The organism is Streptomyces sp. XM83C (assembly GCF_023072675.1).
Taxonomy (GTDB): domain Bacteria; phylum Actinomycetota; class Actinomycetes; order Streptomycetales; family Streptomycetaceae; genus Streptomyces; species Streptomyces thermocoprophilus.
Genome location: NZ_JALLGL010000151.1, coordinates 1 through 15,561 on the forward strand (window position 1 = coordinate 1; position 15,561 = coordinate 15,561).

Sequence of the window (15,561 nt, forward strand, 5' to 3'; positions counted from 1 at the left end):
CGCCCCACCCCGCACGCGAATGCCCCGCCCCGCGTGGCTACTCTGGAGCCATGGACTACGTCTCCGCGCTCGTGCCGCCCGTCGTCATGGCCGTCTTCTTCGTCGCCGTGATCCGGGTGATCGTGAAGACCCAGGGCGGGGCCGCCAAGGCCAAGGAGGACGCGACGGTCGACGCGGCGCTCGCCCGCGCCGAGTCCACCCGTCAGGCCTCCGCCGGCACCGACGCCTGACCCCCTCTGCCCTCCCGGCACCGGCGCCCGCACCGGCCGGCACGGGGAGCGGGGAGCGCCGAGGCTCTCGGCAGGGCGTACGACATGGTCGTACGCCCTTGTCGTTCTCTCGTGTTCCATTCGGTGTGGATCGCCGTCGAACGCGCACGTCCGGCACGCCGATGCCGACTTCTCCCAGTACTGTGCTGAGCTGTGCCTCGCCCATTGGGAGAACTCGAAGACGCGGTCATGACGCGGGTGTGGAAGTGGAACCGCCCTGTCACCGTTCGGGAAGTCCTGGAAGATCTGCAACAGGAGCGCTCGATCGCGTACACCACGGTCATGACCGTGCTGGACAATCTCCACCAGAAGGGCTGGGTACGGCGTGAGGCCGAAGGCCGGGCCTATCGATATGAGGCCGTCTCCACCAGAGCCGCCTACGCGGCAGCGCTGATGAACGACGCCTGGGCGCAGAGCGACAACCCCGCCGCCGCTCTCGTCGCGTTCTTCGGCATGATGAGCGAGGAACAGCGGCAGGCCCTGCGTGATGCCTTGCGCATCGTCGGCGCCGGCGAAACCGAGACGGAAGGCACACCGGCCGGGGAAGACGCCGAGGAGAACCCCGGCTCGGCATCCGGGGCGGGCGGGCGATAGCGTCCGCACATGTCAGCAGAGAGCCCCTCCGTCGCAAGCCGCCAAGGCCCCGCTAAAGCCATCACCGTCCGCCGGGCCCGTACCAGCGATGTCCCCGCCGTCCGGCGACTCCTTGACGCGTACGTCCGAGACGGCATCCTGCTCGACAAAGCGACCGTGACCCTTTACGAGGACATCCAGGAGTTCTGGGTCGCGGAACGGGACGACAACGCCGAGGTCGTCGGCTGCGGCGCGCTCCACGTGATGTGGGAAGACCTCGCGGAAGTCCGCACTCTCGCAGTGAAGCCCGGCCTGAAGGGCGCGGGCGTCGGCCACCAGCTGCTGGAGAAGCTGCTCCAGACGGCACGCTGGCTGGGGGTTCGCCGCGTTTTCTGTCTGACCTTCGAAGTCGACTTCTTCGCCAAGCACGGCTTCGTCGAGATCGGTGAGACGCCCGTCGACACCGATGTGTACGCGGAGCTGATGCGTTCCTATGACGAGGGCGTCGCGGAGTTCCTCGGCCTCGAACGAGTGAAACCGAACACCTTGGGCAACAGCCGGATGCTTCTGCATCTGTGATCGACAAGGGCCGGACCGCTATTCACGGGCCCGGCCTGCCCGGGTTCCCTATGTCCGAAACGCGCATGTTTCCGGTCGGGGTGCCGGGCCCGTCTCCGCCGGGGGTTTGTGTTTTTCCGGCAAAAGCGGTTTGCTTTCCGACGTACTGCAGTACGGCATATAACAGGGGGCGGCGAATCGGCGGACGCCGCGGACCCCAGGCCCCTCACGTTATCGATGAAAGGAAATGCGGTGGCACAGAAGGTTCAGGTCCTTCTTGTCGACGACCTCGACGGCGGCGAGGCGGACGAGACCGTGACGTTCGCACTGGACGGCAAGACGTACGAGATCGATCTCACGACGGCCAATGCGGACAAGCTGCGCAGCCTTCTCGAGCCCTATGTGAAGGGTGGCCGTCGTACCGGGGGCCGCTCTTCCGGCGGGCGCGGAAAGACGCGCGCCTCTTCCGGCGGCAACCAGGACACGGCGGCGATCCGCGCATGGGCGAAGGAGAACGGCTACGAGGTCAACGACCGCGGCCGAGTTCCCGCGTCCATTCGCGAGGCCTACGAGAAGGCCAACGGCTGAGCGCTCGCGCGCCGGAGTCTGATGCGGTGGCACAGCGTCGCCACCGTCTCCACCAGCCGTACGAGATCGGGGGCGCCCTCGGTGCGCCCCAGCGCCGTCAGTGACGGCAGCGAGGCCTCGACCTCGCGCCCCGGTACGGGGGGCCGCAGCCATACGGCGGCCCCCTGCGACGTGCCCACCGGGTGCACGACGGGCGTTCCCGGTTCGGGGGAGCCGGACGCCGCCCGCCGGCCCGTGGCCACGTCGGGCACCGCACCTGCCTCCGGGACGGCACCCGCGCCCGGCACACCATGTGCCCGGGGTGCGCCCATGAGGCCGGCAGCGGGCCAGGCCGAACCGCTCGCGGCGCCCGCACCGGGCGTACGAGGGCCGCACACGCGCGTACGGGCCGATACGGGCGGCGGCGGAGCCTCCAGGGACGTACCGGCGCCCAGGGCGATCAGGTCCAGCGGCAGGCCGCCCCACTCCAGCCACCGCAGCAGGCCCGGCAGCTCCTCCGCGCTGCCCGCCGCCACCAGCAGGGCCATCCGGTCGCCCCGCAGGGCAACCGGGCAGCCCGGCGGCAGCCGTACGAGCGCGCCGCGGCCCGCCTCGGCCGGCACGTCCAGCACGTCGAAGCGGACGCCGACGGAAAGTCGTACCGGCTCTCCGGGCACCGTGGGCCACCCCAGTTCGTTCTCGTACCAGCGCCGGACCCGCTCGCCCGCCTCGGACGGACGGCGGGCAGGGCGCTCGGGACACCGGTCGGGCGTCCGGTCGGGAGATCGACCGGGGGACCGGTCGGGCGTCCGGTCGGCGGATCGATCGGGTGTCCGGTCGGGCGAGAGACGGGGCGAGCGACGGGGAAGGGGGACCGAGGGCCATGGGGGGACTGCGCCAGCCATGCCAAGTGCAACAGCCGGAACACCCCGCGGGTTACGCTGGGTGGTCGTCCGCGTGCGCAGAGTCGTCGGGAAGGGGGCGTCCGGGGGTGCCGGGAGGCGCAAGGTTGTTCGCCCGTAGCGGAGCCCGGCGGTGCCCACGGCATGGACTGTCAGTGCCCGCGGGTAAGACATCCCTAGTGGGAGGGGGCGACACGCAGGGCAGGCCGTCTCACGTTCGCCATCGGCGTACTGGCGACTGGGGTAACTGCCTGGCCTGCGGGAACATCGTCTCGCACCATCGGGTTGGAGCAGATGTCGGCGTTCGGGGTCAGGAGGCCATCGACGGTGTCGGCAGTTGGAATGAGCGGTCCCCGCTTGCGGGACTAAGCTGCGGAAGGACAGGGAGGGGAAGTTCCCCCCACTGCCTGACCGCTCTGAGGAGCGATTAACGATGTTCGAGAGGTTCACCGACCGCGCGCGGCGGGTTGTCGTCCTGGCTCAGGAAGAAGCCCGGATGCTCAACCACAACTACATCGGCACCGAGCACATCCTCCTGGGCCTGATCCACGAGGGTGAGGGTGTCGCCGCCAAGGCCCTTGAGAGCCTCGGGATTTCGCTCGAGGCGGTCCGCCAGCAGGTGGAGGAGATCATCGGCCAGGGCCAGCAGGCCCCGTCCGGCCACATCCCCTTCACCCCCCGTGCCAAGAAGGTGCTGGAGCTGTCGCTCCGCGAGGCGCTTCAGCTGGGCCACAACTACATCGGCACGGAGCACATCCTGCTCGGCCTGATCCGCGAGGGCGAGGGCGTCGCCGCCCAGGTCCTCGTCAAGCTGGGCGCTGATCTCAACCGGGTGCGGCAGCAGGTGATCCAGCTGCTCTCCGGTTACCAGGGCAAGGAGACCGCCGCCGCCGGCGGCCCTGCGGAGGGCACCCCCTCGACGTCCCTGGTCCTCGACCAGTTCGGCCGGAACCTCACCCAGGCCGCTCGTGAGTCCAAGCTCGACCCGGTCATCGGGCGCGAGAAGGAGATCGAGCGGGTCATGCAGGTGCTGTCCCGCCGTACCAAGAACAACCCGGTGCTGATCGGTGAGCCCGGCGTCGGCAAGACCGCCGTCGTCGAGGGCCTCGCCCAGGCCATCGTCAAGGGCGAGGTGCCCGAGACGCTGAAGGACAAGCACCTCTACACGCTGGACCTCGGCGCCCTGGTCGCCGGCTCCCGCTACCGCGGTGACTTCGAGGAGCGCCTGAAGAAGGTGCTCAAGGAGATCCGCACCCGCGGCGACATCATCCTGTTCATCGACGAGCTGCACACGCTGGTCGGTGCGGGTGCCGCCGAGGGCGCCATCGACGCCGCTTCCATCCTGAAGCCGATGCTGGCCCGCGGTGAGCTTCAGACCATCGGTGCGACCACGCTCGACGAGTACCGCAAGCATCTGGAGAAGGACGCCGCCCTGGAGCGCCGCTTCCAGCCCATCCAGGTCGCGGAGCCGTCCCTGCCGCACACGATCGAGATCCTCAAGGGCCTGCGCGACCGGTACGAGGCCCACCACCGCGTCTCCATCACCGACGAGGCGCTGGTGCAGGCCGCCACCCTGGCCGACCGGTACATCTCGGACCGCTTCCTGCCGGACAAGGCGATCGACCTGATCGACGAGGCCGGTTCCCGGATGCGTATTCGCCGGATGACCGCCCCGCCGGACCTGCGCGAGTTCGACGAGAAGATCGCCGCCGTCCGCCGGGACAAGGAGTCCGCGATCGACTCGCAGGACTTCGAGAAGGCCGCCAGCCTGCGCGACAAGGAGAAGCAGCTCCTCGCCGCCAAGGCGAAGCGGGAGAAGGAGTGGAAGGCCGGCGACATGGACGTCGTCGCCGAGGTCGACGGCGAGCTGATCGCCGAGGTCCTCGCCACGGCCACCGGCATCCCGGTCTTCAAGCTGACCGAGGAGGAGTCCAGCCGACTGCTCCGCATGGAGGAGGAGCTGCACAAGCGGGTCATCGGCCAGGACGACGCCGTCAAGGCGCTGTCCAAGGCGATCCGCCGTACGCGCGCCGGTCTGAAGGACCCGAAGCGCCCGGGTGGCTCGTTCATCTTCGCCGGCCCGTCCGGCGTCGGTAAGACCGAGCTGTCCAAGGCGCTCGCCGAGTTCCTCTTCGGTGACGAGGACGCGCTGATCTCCCTCGACATGTCGGAGTTCAGCGAGAAGCACACCGTCTCCCGTCTCTTCGGCTCGCCCCCCGGCTACGTGGGCTACGAGGAGGGCGGCCAGCTGACGGAGAAGGTGCGCCGCAAGCCGTTCTCGGTCGTCCTCTTCGACGAGGTCGAGAAGGCCCACCCGGACATCTTCAACTCGCTGCTGCAGATCCTGGAGGACGGTCGCCTGACCGACTCCCAGGGCCGGGTCGTGGACTTCAAGAACACGGTCATCATCATGACGACCAACCTCGGCACCCGGGACATCTCCAAGGGCTTCAACCTGGGCTTCGCCGCCCAGGGCGACACGAAGACCAACTACGAGCGCATGAAGAACAAGGTCTCGGACGAGCTGAAGCAGCACTTCCGGCCCGAGTTCCTCAACCGCGTCGACGACGTGGTCGTCTTCCCGCAGCTGACCCAGGGCGACATCCTGCGGATCGTCGACCTGATGATCAGCAAGGTGGACGAGCGCCTGAAGGACCGGGACATGGGCATCGAGCTCTCCCAGTCCGCCAAGGAGCTGCTCTCCAAGAAGGGCTACGACCCCGTGCTGGGCGCCCGGCCGCTGCGCCGCACCATCCAGCGCGAGATCGAGGACACCCTCTCGGAGAAGATCCTCTTCGGCGAGCTGCGCCCCGGTCACATCGTGGTCGTGGACACGGAGGGCGAGGGCGAGTCCCAGACCTTCACTTTCCGCGGCGAGGAGAAGTCGGCGCTGCCCGACCTGCCCCCGGTGGAGCAGGCGGCCGGCGGTGCCGGTCCGAATCTGAGCAAGGACGCGTGAGCGTCGTAACGGAACCCTGAGAGGGGGCCGGTGCCTTCGGGCACCGGCCCCCTTTCTCGTACGTACGGCGGGTCAGCGGGGTTCTGCCGTGCCGGGCCCGTGCGCTCGCGCGCGGTTCCTCCGCGCGCCTGGGCCCGCCCGCCGGGCCGGCCGAGCGGCCGGGGGAGTCGGCCGTCGGGGCCGGTGAGGGGAGTCGGCCGTGGTGGCCGGTCAGGAGAGCTGGCCGTCGTAGTCCGGCAGCTTGAACGTGCGCTCGGCGTGCCCGCCCGACAGGTCCGAGGCGCTGTTGCCGATGTTCGCGATGATCGTGTAGCCCTTCGCCTCGATGGCGGCGCGTTCGGCCGTCTTGTACTCGGCGACGTCCTTGAACAGGTCGAACAGGCCGCGCACGGCGAGACCGGAGACCTCGTAGCCGCGGTACTCCAGATTCCACTCGGTGGGCAGATAGAGGATGCCGGGGCGGGCGGTGACGAAGAACAGGGCGACGCCGTGCTCCTGGGCGTAGCGGGCGACCTCCAGGACCGGCTGATTGGCCGGCTGCGGGAAGCTGAAGCCGAAGTCGGTCTCCAGAGTCGTGTTGTCGATGTCGAAGACGATCGCCTGCTTCTCGCCCGGGCGGGGCTGCGCGACGCGCTGCTGGATGTAGGGCAGCGCCTGGGCCATCACGGCCCGGCAGTCCCGCTGCCAGGTCGCGTAGTCGACGGCGGCCGTGGTGGAGGCGGAGGCCGTCGTGGCGGTGGTGGCGGCGTGCCGCGCGGTGGCGGAGGACGGCGGGGCCGGGGCGGTGACGGCCCGGCTCACGGCCGCGGCGGCCGGGGCCGTGGTGGCGGCGTCGGCCGGGGCGGCCAGCGCCAGGAGGGCCGTTGCGGAGACGGCGGCCAGGGATGCGCGGTGCCACCAGGTGCGTCTGATCATGGGGGGTTCCTCTCCGTCCGGACGTGCCGTTGTCAGGTGCATGGTCGGTGGTGAGGGTGGCGCGAGAGGAACCGTAGGGTTACCCGGCGGTAAGTGGCTAGTAGTCTGCGCCACATTCACACATGCGCCGGCCTGGGTGCCCGGTGACATGCCGCACAGGCGATTTGTCCGTTACTACGCGGAATAGTGGCAAACAAGATCGTTATGAATTGGGGCAAAACGGACTTCAAGTCACGGGTTCCGAGGCCACCTTCTGCGACTTGGGGTGATTTGCCCAAAGTGCTGAGTCTGTCAAGACCTCGGAATTTATGTGCTGATCCACTATGTTCCGTCGTAGATCACACGTTTGGGTGAATCTGGGGGGCGGGGTTACCAAGGATGAGCCCATCCGGCGGACGCCTCGTGCGTCGGGTGGCTCTTCTCTGTCCCCGTACCCATGAGGTTTCGATGTTCCAGCGCGTCACGTCCCGCAAGTCCCGTACGACCCAGCTCCGCACCCGCGCCGCCGTCCTGGTCGCAGGCCTGGGAGCCTCGGCCGTGCTGGGCTCCGGGGGCGCGTCGGCCGCCGAAGCCACGTCGGCCACCAGTGCTGTCGCGGCCGTCGAGGCGAAGACCGCCGCCGTCGCGAAGAAGAAGGCCGCCGGCTGGGTCACCCCGGTGAAGCACTACAAGCTCTCCGCCAGCTTCAACCAGGCCGGCGGCATGTGGTCGCACCGCCACTCCGGCCAGGACTACGCCGTCCCGACCGGCACCAACGTCGTCGCCGCCCACGGTGGCACCGTGGTCAAGGCCGGCGGCAACGGCGCCGGTGACGGCCCCGCGTACGGCAACGCCATTGTCATCAAGCACGGCAACGGCACGTACTCGCAGTACGCCCACCTGTCCCGGATCGACGTGCGCATCGGCCAGGTCGTCGCCACCGGTCAGCACATCGCGCTCTCCGGCAGCACCGGCAACTCCAGCGGCCCGCACCTGCACTTCGAGATCCGTACGACCCCGAACTACGGCTCGGCCGTCAACCCCGTCGCCTTCCTGCGCGCCAAGGGCGTCAAGGTCTGACGGACCGTCGCCTCAGGCGTCGTGGTGCGCCTGGGTGACCAGATCGGTGGCGACCTCCAGGACGGCCTTGCGCTTGTCCTCGGGGTCGCCTTCGACGTCCCGCATCACGAACATGCCGGCGTGCAGCGTGAACAGCGCGCTCACGCAGCGGACTTGGTCGACCAGATCGGCGTCCGGGTCGATGAGGGTGTCCCGCAGGCGCAGCATCCGCTCCTTGAACATGTCCCCGATGCGCAGCTCCCGGACCGTGGCCTGGTTCTCCTGCATGAACTGGAAGAGCGGCGCGGCCTCGGTGAGGAGCTCGCTGTAGCGGCGGATGATCTCCTGCTTCGTGGCGAGCGTGGGCGGCTGCCGGGAGCCCCACTCGATCAGGTCCTCTATCGGCTGCGTGAGGCTCTCGAAGAGGCTGACGAGGATCTCTTCCTTCGTCTTGAAGTGGTAGTAGAGGGCCGCCTTCGTGACCTCCAGGCGCTCGGCGATCTCGCGCAGGGAGGTCTTCTCGTAGCCCTGCTCGGCGAAGAGTTCGAGCGCCACGTCCTGGATGCGCCGGCGGGTGTCCCCGCGGCGCCGCTGCTGGTTGGTGCCGTCCATGGTGCCGCCCATCCTCCTACTGCCCCCGCCCCCGGAAAACTTACTTGACGCCCGGCTAGTTAGGCGTCTACCTTCCAGTGTAGACAACTAGCCGGGCGGCAAGTAAGTACCTCTCATGGGGGAGTGGGAACGATGGCGGACACACCGACGACACAAGAAGCAGCACCACAGGACGCGGGCAAGCAGCCCCGGAGCGTCCGCGTCGTGCTGCTCGCACTCATGATCACGATGATGCTCGCGATGCTCGACAACATGATCGTCGGCACCGCGATGCCCACCATCGTCGGCGAGCTGGGCGGGCTCGAACACCTCTCGTGGGTCGTCACCGCCTACACCCTCGCCACCGCCGCCGCCACACCCCTGTGGGGCAAGATCGGCGACATGTACGGCCGCAAGGGCACGTTCATGTCCTCGATCGTGCTCTTCCTGATCGGTTCCGCGCTCAGCGGCATGGCCCAGGACATGGGCCAGCTGATCGGCTTCCGCGCCGTGCAGGGCCTGGGCGCCGGCGGTCTGATGGTCGGCGTCATGGCGATCATCGGCGATCTGATCCCGCCCCGTGAACGCGGCAAGTACCAGGGCATGATGGCCGGCGTCATGGCGCTCGCCATGATCGGCGGCCCGCTCGTCGGCGGCACCATCACCGACCACTGGGGCTGGCGCTGGGCCTTCTACATCAACCTGCCCCTCGGTGTCGTCGCGCTCGCCGCGATCAGCGCCGTGCTGCACCTGCCGAAGAAGCGGGCCGAGGCACGCATCGACTACCTGGGCGCAGCCCTGCTGACCGTCGGCATCACCGCGATCGTGCTCGTCACCACCTGGGGCGGCACCGAGTACGCGTGGACGTCCGCGCGGATCATGGAACTGATCGGCATCGGCGTCGTCGCGCTCATCGGGTTCGTGCTGTGGGAGACCAAGGCCGCCGAGCCGGTCGTGCCGCTGCACATCTTCCGCAGCCGCAACTTCACGCTGATGTCCGTCATCGGCTTCATCACCGGCTTCGCGATGTTCGGCGCCACGCTGTTCCTGCCGCTGTACCAGCAGGCCGTACAGGGGGCCTCCGCCACCAACTCCGGTCTGCTGCTCCTGCCGATGCTCGGCGCGATGCTCGTGACCTCGATGGTCGCCGGACGCATCACCACCAACACCGGCCGCTACAAGGCGTTCCCGATCGTCGGTGGCGTCCTCATGGTCGTCGGGCTGTACCTGCTGTCCCTGATGGACACCGACACCTCGCGGCTGACCTCAGGCCTCTACATGGCCGTCCTCGGCGCCGGCATGGGCTGTCTGATGCAGATCACCATGCTCGTCGCGCAGAACAGCGTGGAGATGAAGGACATGGGCGTCGCGTCCTCCTCCACCACCCTGTTCCGCACGCTGGGCTCCTCCTTCGGCGTCGCGATCATGGGCGCGCTGTTCAACCACCGCGTCCAGGACGTCATGGCCGAGCGGGGCGGGGCACTGGGCGCCAAGGTCACCGAGCAGTCCGCGCAGCTCGACGCGGCGAGCCTGGCGAAGCTGCCGGCGGCGGTCCGGGAGGCCTACCAGCACGCGGTGTCCTCCGGCACGCATGCCGCGTTCCTGCTCGGTGGCGCCGTCGCCGTGATCGTGCTGGTGTCGGCGCTCTTCGTGAAGGAGGTCCCGCTGAAGGGGGCGGGGCCGGCGAAGGGGGCCGGCGACTCCGCGGAAGGCTCCGCGGACGGTGCGGGTGCGGCGGCGGTGGCCGAGGCGGTGTGATTCAGCGCGGGGTGACCTTTGAAGTGCCGGTCCGCTGAACCGACGGAAGGCTCCCGGGGGTACGTGTCCTCCCGGGGGCCTTCCCGCGTCTGCGGGGTCCGTGTTCACCGCCGGTCCGGTGGGGTCGGTTTGCGCAGTTCCCCGCGCCTCTTGTCGCCGGGTGCCGGTGACGCCCTTTTGCGTAGTTTTTGCGCCTCTACCTGGGGTGCCTGGGGTTCGTTGTTCACCGCGGGCCGGCGGGGGCGGGTCGCGCGGTTCCCCGCGCCCCTCGTCGGGCGGGGCCATCGTGCTCACCTGCGGGCCGATGGGGGTCGCGCAGTTCCCCGCGCCCCCGAGAGCCTGCGGCGGCCCGTCGCGGTGGGTGGGTGGCTGATGTCGAGCCACCTGTCCGGTGGGTGGGTCGGGTGCGCGCCCGGGGTGTCCGTCCCCGGTGCGGCGCTCTGTTTCTCGCATCCGTGCAGGGCGTTCTCGCCGCACGCTGCGGGCGGGCACCCCCGACAGCCCCCTCCCGCCGCACAGCGACTGCGACCCGCCGACGGTCGCTCGCAGGTGGGCAGTCGTGCCGCTGGGGCGGTTTGCCCACGCCGGCCGCGGCGAGGGCCGGGGCGCGTGCCCACGTGGCTGCGGGCAGTCGTGCCGCAGGGCGCCGGGGCCCCTGCTCGAGCGAAGCCGAGAGCTTGGGGGAGGGCAGGCCGCTGGGGGTACCCACTCCGGGGAGGCACTCCGTAGCGCCGAGTGGCGCAGCGCCCCCGTCCCGCACCCACGCCGGGTGAACCTGTAGCGCCGGCGCGCTCACCCACCGCGACCGGGCCCGCACCCGCTTTGGGGCGCCCCGTTGCGCCGGGGCGCAGGCCCGTACCCCCGTCGGCACCGGGGTGGGGTGCCTTCGGGGCCTGGGGTCAGGGGAGCATTTGGTAGCTGCCCGTGTTCGTGGGGGCATGTTCGGGGAGCCAGAGGACTGCTACCGCGCCCTCGGAGGGTATGTGCGGGGGCGCGCCCACGGGGCGGACGTTGCGGAACGTGAGGCGGGCGCCCAGCACCCGCGCCTGTCCGGCGGCGATGGTCAGCCCGAGCCCGTGCCCACGCCCTGCGCGGTCGCTGCTGCCGGTGCGGAACCGGCTCGGCCCCTCCGCCAGGAGGTCCTCCGGGAAGCCGGGCCCGTGGTCGCGGACCCGGATGACACGCCCCTCCACGGTGACCTCGATCGGCGGCTTCCCGTGCCGCGCCGCGTTCGCCAGGAGGTTGAACAGCACGCGCTCCAGACGACGCGGATCGGTCGTGACCTCCGACTCGTGCACGACCCGCACCTCCACGGCCGGGTCCTTCGCGGCCACGCGCCGCGTGACGAACTCGCCGAGCAGGATGTCCTGCAACTCCGCCCGCTCCGAGGCCCCGTCGAGCCGCGCCACCTCCAGCACGTCCTCCACGAGGGTGCGCATCGCCTTGGCCCGGTCCAGCACCAGCTCCGTGGGCCGCCCCGGCGGCAGCAGCTCGGCCGCGGTCAGCAGCCCGGTCACCGGCGTCCGCAGCTCGTGCGCGATGTCCGCGGTGACCCGACGCTCCGCCTCCAGCCGCTGCTGAAGGGCGTCGGCCATCGCGTCCACCGCCCGCGCCAGATCATCGGTCTCGTCCCGCACGACCCCGCCGATGGCGTCCCGCACCCGCACGTCCGTCTCCCCCTTGGCGACCCGGTTGGCGGCGGCAGCCGCCTTCCGCAGCCGGCGGGAGAGCTGGGCGCCGATCAGCACACCGAGCGCGCTGCCGCCGACGACCACCGCGATGGAGCCGATCACCAGCGCCTGGTCGAGGTCGTTGAGGATGTCCGTGCTGCGGTCGGTGAACCCGGTGTGCAGGGACAGCACATGCCCGTCCTTCACCGGCACCGCCGCCCAGATGTCCGGTGCGCCGCTGCCCCGGTCGGTGACGTACGTCGCGCGCCGTCCGTCGGCCACCTTGTGCCGCAGCTCGCGTGGCAGAGCAGGATCGTCGATCTTGATGTTCGGGAAGTTGGGCCGCCCGGACAGCTCGTAGTTGCGCTGGGCGATCTGCACACGGTCGTCGGCGAGATCGCGGGCGTTGTCGAGCATCGACACCCGGGCCGCGTTGTGCACGACCAGGCTGAGCACGACCGTGACCAGAGCGCCGACCAGGGCGATGGCCGCGCTGAGCTTCCACCTCAGCCCCGTACGGATGTCCGCGCGTTCCACCCTGGCCGGGACCAGGCGCCGGAATCTGCCCCGCATGTCGCTGCCCGCCCCGCTCAGGCCTTGAGCTTGTAGCCGAAACCGCGGACCGTCTCGATACGGTCCTGGCCGATCTTGGCGCGCAGCCGCTGCACATGGACGTCGACGACGCGCGTGTCCCCGCCCCAGCCGTACTCCCACACCCGCTCCAGGAGCTTGTCGCGGGAGAGCACCGTGCCCGGCGCGGAGGAGAACTCCAGCAGCAGCCGCATCTCGGTCGGGGTCAGTGCGACCGGCTGCCCGGAGCGGCGCACTTCCATGCCCTCGGTGTCGATCTCGAGGTCGCCGAAGGTGAGGATGCCGCCGTTCGCCTCGGCGCCGGGCCGGTCGGCGCGGTCGCCGCCGCCCGCGTGCCCGAAGCGACGCAGCACCGCGCGGATACGGGCGACCAGGACGGCCCCGTCGAACGGCTTGGTCACATAGTCGTCCGCGCCCGCCTCCAGGCCCAGCACGACGTCGATGGAGTCGGCCCGCGCGGACAGCATGATCACCGGCACGGTGGACTCGTCCCGGATGCGCCGGCACAGGCTGACACCGTCCAGGCCGGGCACCATCACGTCGAGCAGGGCGATGTCGGGGCGGTCGGCCCGGAATGCCTCCAGCCCGGACAGCCCGTCGGGCATCGCGGTGACCGCGAAGCCGTCCCGCTCCAGGGCGAGCTGGGTGGCCTCGCGGATGACGTCGTCGTCCTCGACGAACAGAACGTGGGTCTGGTCTGCCATCCCGGTGCTCTCAGTCCTCGTGGTCCTCGTGTCGGGCTTTCCCGCCTTCACCTCTTCATCGGATCCGACGGTCCGATCGGTTCACGCGAGCGGGAAGAAAATTCGTCAGTTGTCCTCGGCCGGGCCCGCGGCGGCCGAGCCGACGGCGTTGCTGTAGCGGGTGCGATGGGTGTCCCGCTCCACGAACCGGCCCGCGACCCACGAGTAGGTGGTGACGGTCTCCCCGGACGGATTCGACACCGGATCGCCCTTCTCGTACACCTGCTTGGTCACCGTCAGATCGCCGCGGTCGATCTCCGCGTAGACCGGGGACTCCTCCGCCTTGAACACATTTTCGTACCCGCCGCCCTGTCCGCGGTACACGTACGAACCCACCCCCACGGCGTCGCCGCAGGTCAGCACGTTGACCACGATATCGTCGACCGATCCGCCGGTGAGATTGCCGTACGACACGTCGACCGGGTACTCGTCGCCCACGCACGGTTCCAGATCCCGCTTCACCGCGACCGACACCTGAGGGTCGTCCTTGACGAGCCGCACCGGGTCCACCTTCGGCACGGGCGTGGGCGAGGGTGCGCTGGGTGTCGCCGCCCCTGCCGGGCTCACCACCGAGTCGGCGTGCGCGGGCCCCTCGTCACGGGCACCCGTGCCGCCGGTGCCGCACGCGGTCACCGAAAGGGCGACGGCGGCGAGCACGGCCACCGCCGCGATCACCGCCTGGAAAGTACGGGCCCGGGTGGGCCCCGCGTCCGTCAGGCCGCGCAACGCTCCCGCTCCTCACGCTCCAGCGCGCGTGCGTCGAGGTCGCGGGACTCCAGCTCCTCGCGGAGCCGGGCGAGCGCCCGGTGCAGCGTGCTCTTGACCGTTCCGGCCGACATGCCGAGGGCGGCGGCCGTCTCCTCCGTGGACATCTGCTCCCAGTGTCGCAGCACGACCACACTGCGCTGCTTCGGGGCGAGCACCTTGAGGATGTCCATCAGCAGGGCTCGGTCGGCGTGCTGCTCGGTGGCGTCGTCCACGCTGGCGTCCGGCAGCTGCTCGGTCGGCACTTCCTCCAGCTTGCGGGCCCGCCACCACTCCGTACGCGTGTTGATCATCACCCGGCGCAGATAGGCGTCCGCGAGCCGCTTGTCGGCGATGCCGTCCCAGCGGTGGTAGGTCCGCACCAGCGCGGTCTGCAGCAGGTCCTGGGCGTCGACCGGGTCCGGGACCAGCCGACGGGCGCTGCGCAGCAGTGCGTCCTGCCGGGTACGGACGTACTCCTCGAACTCGAGCACCTCTCCCTGCGCCATGATCAACCGCCTCCGATTCCCCGCTTTTCCCCGTTTCCGGCGTATCTGCCGCCGCCGGGCGCTGCCTTCGGTCTGTCGTCCCGGGTCCGCCGGGCACGCCAATGAAGCTACGGAGGGGTTGTCACGGCACTGTCCGAGGAAGCGCTCGACTGTCGATCGGCTGTCCGTCGGTTGTGTAACAGAAGGACGAACCGGATAAACAGGGCGGGTGGTCGGTGCCGGTCGGGGCGGAAATGCCCGTCAGGTCAGCGGCAGCCGGTACAGGCCGCCCGGCAACGGCTCCACCAGACCGTCCGAGACCAGGCCGTCCAGCGCACGCGCGCGTTGCACCGGCTCGTGCCACACCCGGTCCAGGTCGGCCTGCGGCACCGGCCCGTGCGCCTCGCGCAGCACCGCGAGCAGCTTGCCGCGCACCTGCCGGTCCGTACCGGCGTACGTCTGACCGCGCCGCGGCGGGCCGTCGTGCGCCGGTTTGCCCGCGAGCCGCCACGCGCACTGCGCGGCGACGGGGCAGCGGTGGCAGGCCTCGTTCTTCGCCGTGCACACCAGCGCCCCGAGCTCCATCGACGCGGCGGCCCAGCGCGCGGCGGTCCGCTCGTCCTCGGGCAGCAGGGCGCGGGCCAGCCGGCGCTCGGCCGCGGTCGTCGCGTTCGGCGGGTACTGCACACCGGTGACCGCTCGCGCCAGCACCCGGCGCACGTTCGTGTCGAGCACGGCGTGCCGCTGTCCGTACGCGAACGACGCCACGGCCGCGGCCGTGTACTCGCCGATGCCGGGCAGCGCCAGCAGCTGAGCGTGGTCCGTCGGTACGTCGCCGCCGTGCCGTTCCGTTATGGCGACCGCGGCGCCGTGCAGCCGCAGGGCGCGCCGCGGGTAGCCGAGCCGGCCCCAGGCGCGCACCGCCTCGCCGGGCGCCTCCCGCGCCAGGTCGGCGGGGCGCGGCCAGCGGGCCAGCCACTGCTCGTAGACGGGCAGCACGCGGCTGACCGGCGTCTGCTGGAGCATGAACTCGCTGACCATCACACCCCAGGCGCCTGCCTCCGGGCGCCGCCAGGGCAGGTCGCGCGCGTGCGCGTCGAACCACGCGATGACGGGAGAGTGCAGCAGGTGCCCGGAGGCACCCTCGGAGTCGGCCGCTACGGGGCTGTCGGGGGAGCTGGGGGAAGGGCTGGGG

15 protein-coding genes are annotated in these 15,561 nt (G+C 70.4%); 7 read left to right on the forward strand and 8 right to left on the reverse strand.

What is annotated here, in order from left to right; translation table 11 throughout:
- Nucleotides 1-50: 50 nt before the first annotated feature.
- The 4 genes from MTQ10_RS17980 (at nt 51) to MTQ10_RS17995 (ending at nt 1,988) form a co-directional block, all read left to right on the forward strand.
- Nucleotides 51-230, forward strand: coding sequence for a hypothetical protein (locus tag MTQ10_RS17980; RefSeq protein WP_247469299.1), 180 nt, complete (start codon nt 51-53; stop codon nt 228-230).
- Between the two features lie 228 nt (nt 231-458).
- Nucleotides 459-863 carry a BlaI/MecI/CopY family transcriptional regulator gene (locus MTQ10_RS17985; RefSeq protein WP_247469330.1) on the forward strand — a complete coding sequence of 135 codons (405 nt, stop codon included), beginning with the start codon at nt 459-461 and terminating at the stop codon, nt 861-863.
- 9 nt (nt 864-872) lie between these two features.
- A complete protein-coding gene (locus MTQ10_RS17990) occupies nt 873-1,421 on the forward strand; it encodes an amino-acid N-acetyltransferase (protein WP_247469301.1) in 549 nt (182 codons plus the stop codon).
- 231 nt (nt 1,422-1,652) lie between these two features.
- Nucleotides 1,653-1,988 carry a histone-like nucleoid-structuring protein Lsr2 gene (locus MTQ10_RS17995; RefSeq protein WP_247469303.1) on the forward strand — a complete coding sequence of 112 codons (336 nt, stop codon included), beginning with the start codon at nt 1,653-1,655 and terminating at the stop codon, nt 1,986-1,988.
- On the opposite strand, the gene MTQ10_RS18000 is transcribed toward MTQ10_RS17995, so the two are convergent.
- The gene (locus MTQ10_RS18000) at nt 1,967-2,872 is read right to left on the reverse strand and encodes an SCO3374 family protein (RefSeq protein ID WP_441351001.1); all 906 of its coding nucleotides are present in this window, start codon (nt 2,870-2,872) and stop codon (nt 1,967-1,969) included. The genes MTQ10_RS17995 and MTQ10_RS18000 overlap by 22 nt on opposite strands.
- Nucleotides 2,873-3,302: 430 nt before the next feature.
- Between MTQ10_RS18000 and MTQ10_RS18005 the strand changes: the two genes are divergently transcribed.
- Nucleotides 3,303-5,828, forward strand: a complete 2,526-nt coding sequence (locus MTQ10_RS18005; RefSeq protein WP_247469305.1) for an ATP-dependent Clp protease ATP-binding subunit — start codon at nt 3,303-3,305, stop codon at nt 5,826-5,828.
- 210 nt (nt 5,829-6,038) lie between these two features.
- Here the strand turns inward: MTQ10_RS18005 and MTQ10_RS18010 are convergent, their stop codons facing one another.
- Nucleotides 6,039-6,743 (reverse strand): HAD family acid phosphatase, encoded by a 705-nt coding sequence (locus tag MTQ10_RS18010; protein ID WP_247469307.1) that lies wholly within the window; start codon nt 6,741-6,743, stop codon nt 6,039-6,041.
- A gap of 447 nt (nt 6,744-7,190) precedes the next feature.
- Here MTQ10_RS18010 and MTQ10_RS18015 point away from each other — a divergent pair, with 447 nt between their 5' ends.
- Nucleotides 7,191-7,802: a M23 family metallopeptidase gene (locus tag MTQ10_RS18015; protein WP_247469310.1), complete on the forward strand. Its 612-nt coding sequence runs from the start codon at nt 7,191-7,193 to the stop codon at nt 7,800-7,802.
- A gap of 12 nt (nt 7,803-7,814) precedes the next feature.
- Here MTQ10_RS18015 and MTQ10_RS18020 read toward each other — a convergent pair whose 3' ends face one another.
- A complete protein-coding gene (locus MTQ10_RS18020) occupies nt 7,815-8,405 on the reverse strand; it encodes a TetR/AcrR family transcriptional regulator (protein ID WP_247469311.1) in 591 nt (196 codons plus the stop codon).
- A gap of 120 nt (nt 8,406-8,525) precedes the next feature.
- Here MTQ10_RS18020 and MTQ10_RS18025 point away from each other — a divergent pair, with 120 nt between their 5' ends.
- Nucleotides 8,526-10,130: an MDR family MFS transporter gene (locus tag MTQ10_RS18025; RefSeq protein WP_247469313.1), complete on the forward strand. Its 1,605-nt coding sequence runs from the start codon at nt 8,526-8,528 to the stop codon at nt 10,128-10,130.
- 899 nt (nt 10,131-11,029) lie between these two features.
- Here the strand turns inward: MTQ10_RS18025 and cseC are convergent.
- The 5 genes from cseC to MTQ10_RS18050 all read right to left on the reverse strand — a co-directional run bounded on the left by cseC (nt 11,030) and on the right by MTQ10_RS18050 (nt 15,494).
- Nucleotides 11,030-12,373 (reverse strand): two-component system sensor histidine kinase CseC, encoded by a 1,344-nt coding sequence (gene cseC / locus MTQ10_RS18030; protein ID WP_247469314.1) that lies wholly within the window; start codon nt 12,371-12,373, stop codon nt 11,030-11,032.
- A gap of 17 nt (nt 12,374-12,390) precedes the next feature.
- Nucleotides 12,391-13,095 (reverse strand): two-component system response regulator CseB, encoded by a 705-nt coding sequence (gene cseB / locus MTQ10_RS18035; protein ID WP_247469316.1) that lies wholly within the window; start codon nt 13,093-13,095, stop codon nt 12,391-12,393.
- A 105-nt stretch (nt 13,096-13,200) separates the two neighbouring features.
- Nucleotides 13,201-13,860, reverse strand: a complete 660-nt coding sequence (locus MTQ10_RS18040; RefSeq protein WP_247469326.1) for a hypothetical protein — start codon at nt 13,858-13,860, stop codon at nt 13,201-13,203.
- On the reverse strand, nt 13,848-14,387 hold the full coding sequence (locus MTQ10_RS18045) for a SigE family RNA polymerase sigma factor (RefSeq protein WP_247469328.1): 540 nt from the start codon (nt 14,385-14,387) through the stop codon (nt 13,848-13,850). Before MTQ10_RS18045 ends, MTQ10_RS18040 begins: the two co-directional genes overlap by 13 nt.
- 240 nt (nt 14,388-14,627) lie before the next feature.
- Complete coding sequence (locus MTQ10_RS18050) at nt 14,628-15,494, reverse strand: A/G-specific adenine glycosylase (RefSeq protein ID WP_247469334.1); 867 nt, start codon at nt 15,492-15,494, stop codon at nt 14,628-14,630.
- Between the last annotated feature and the right edge of the window lie 67 nt (nt 15,495-15,561).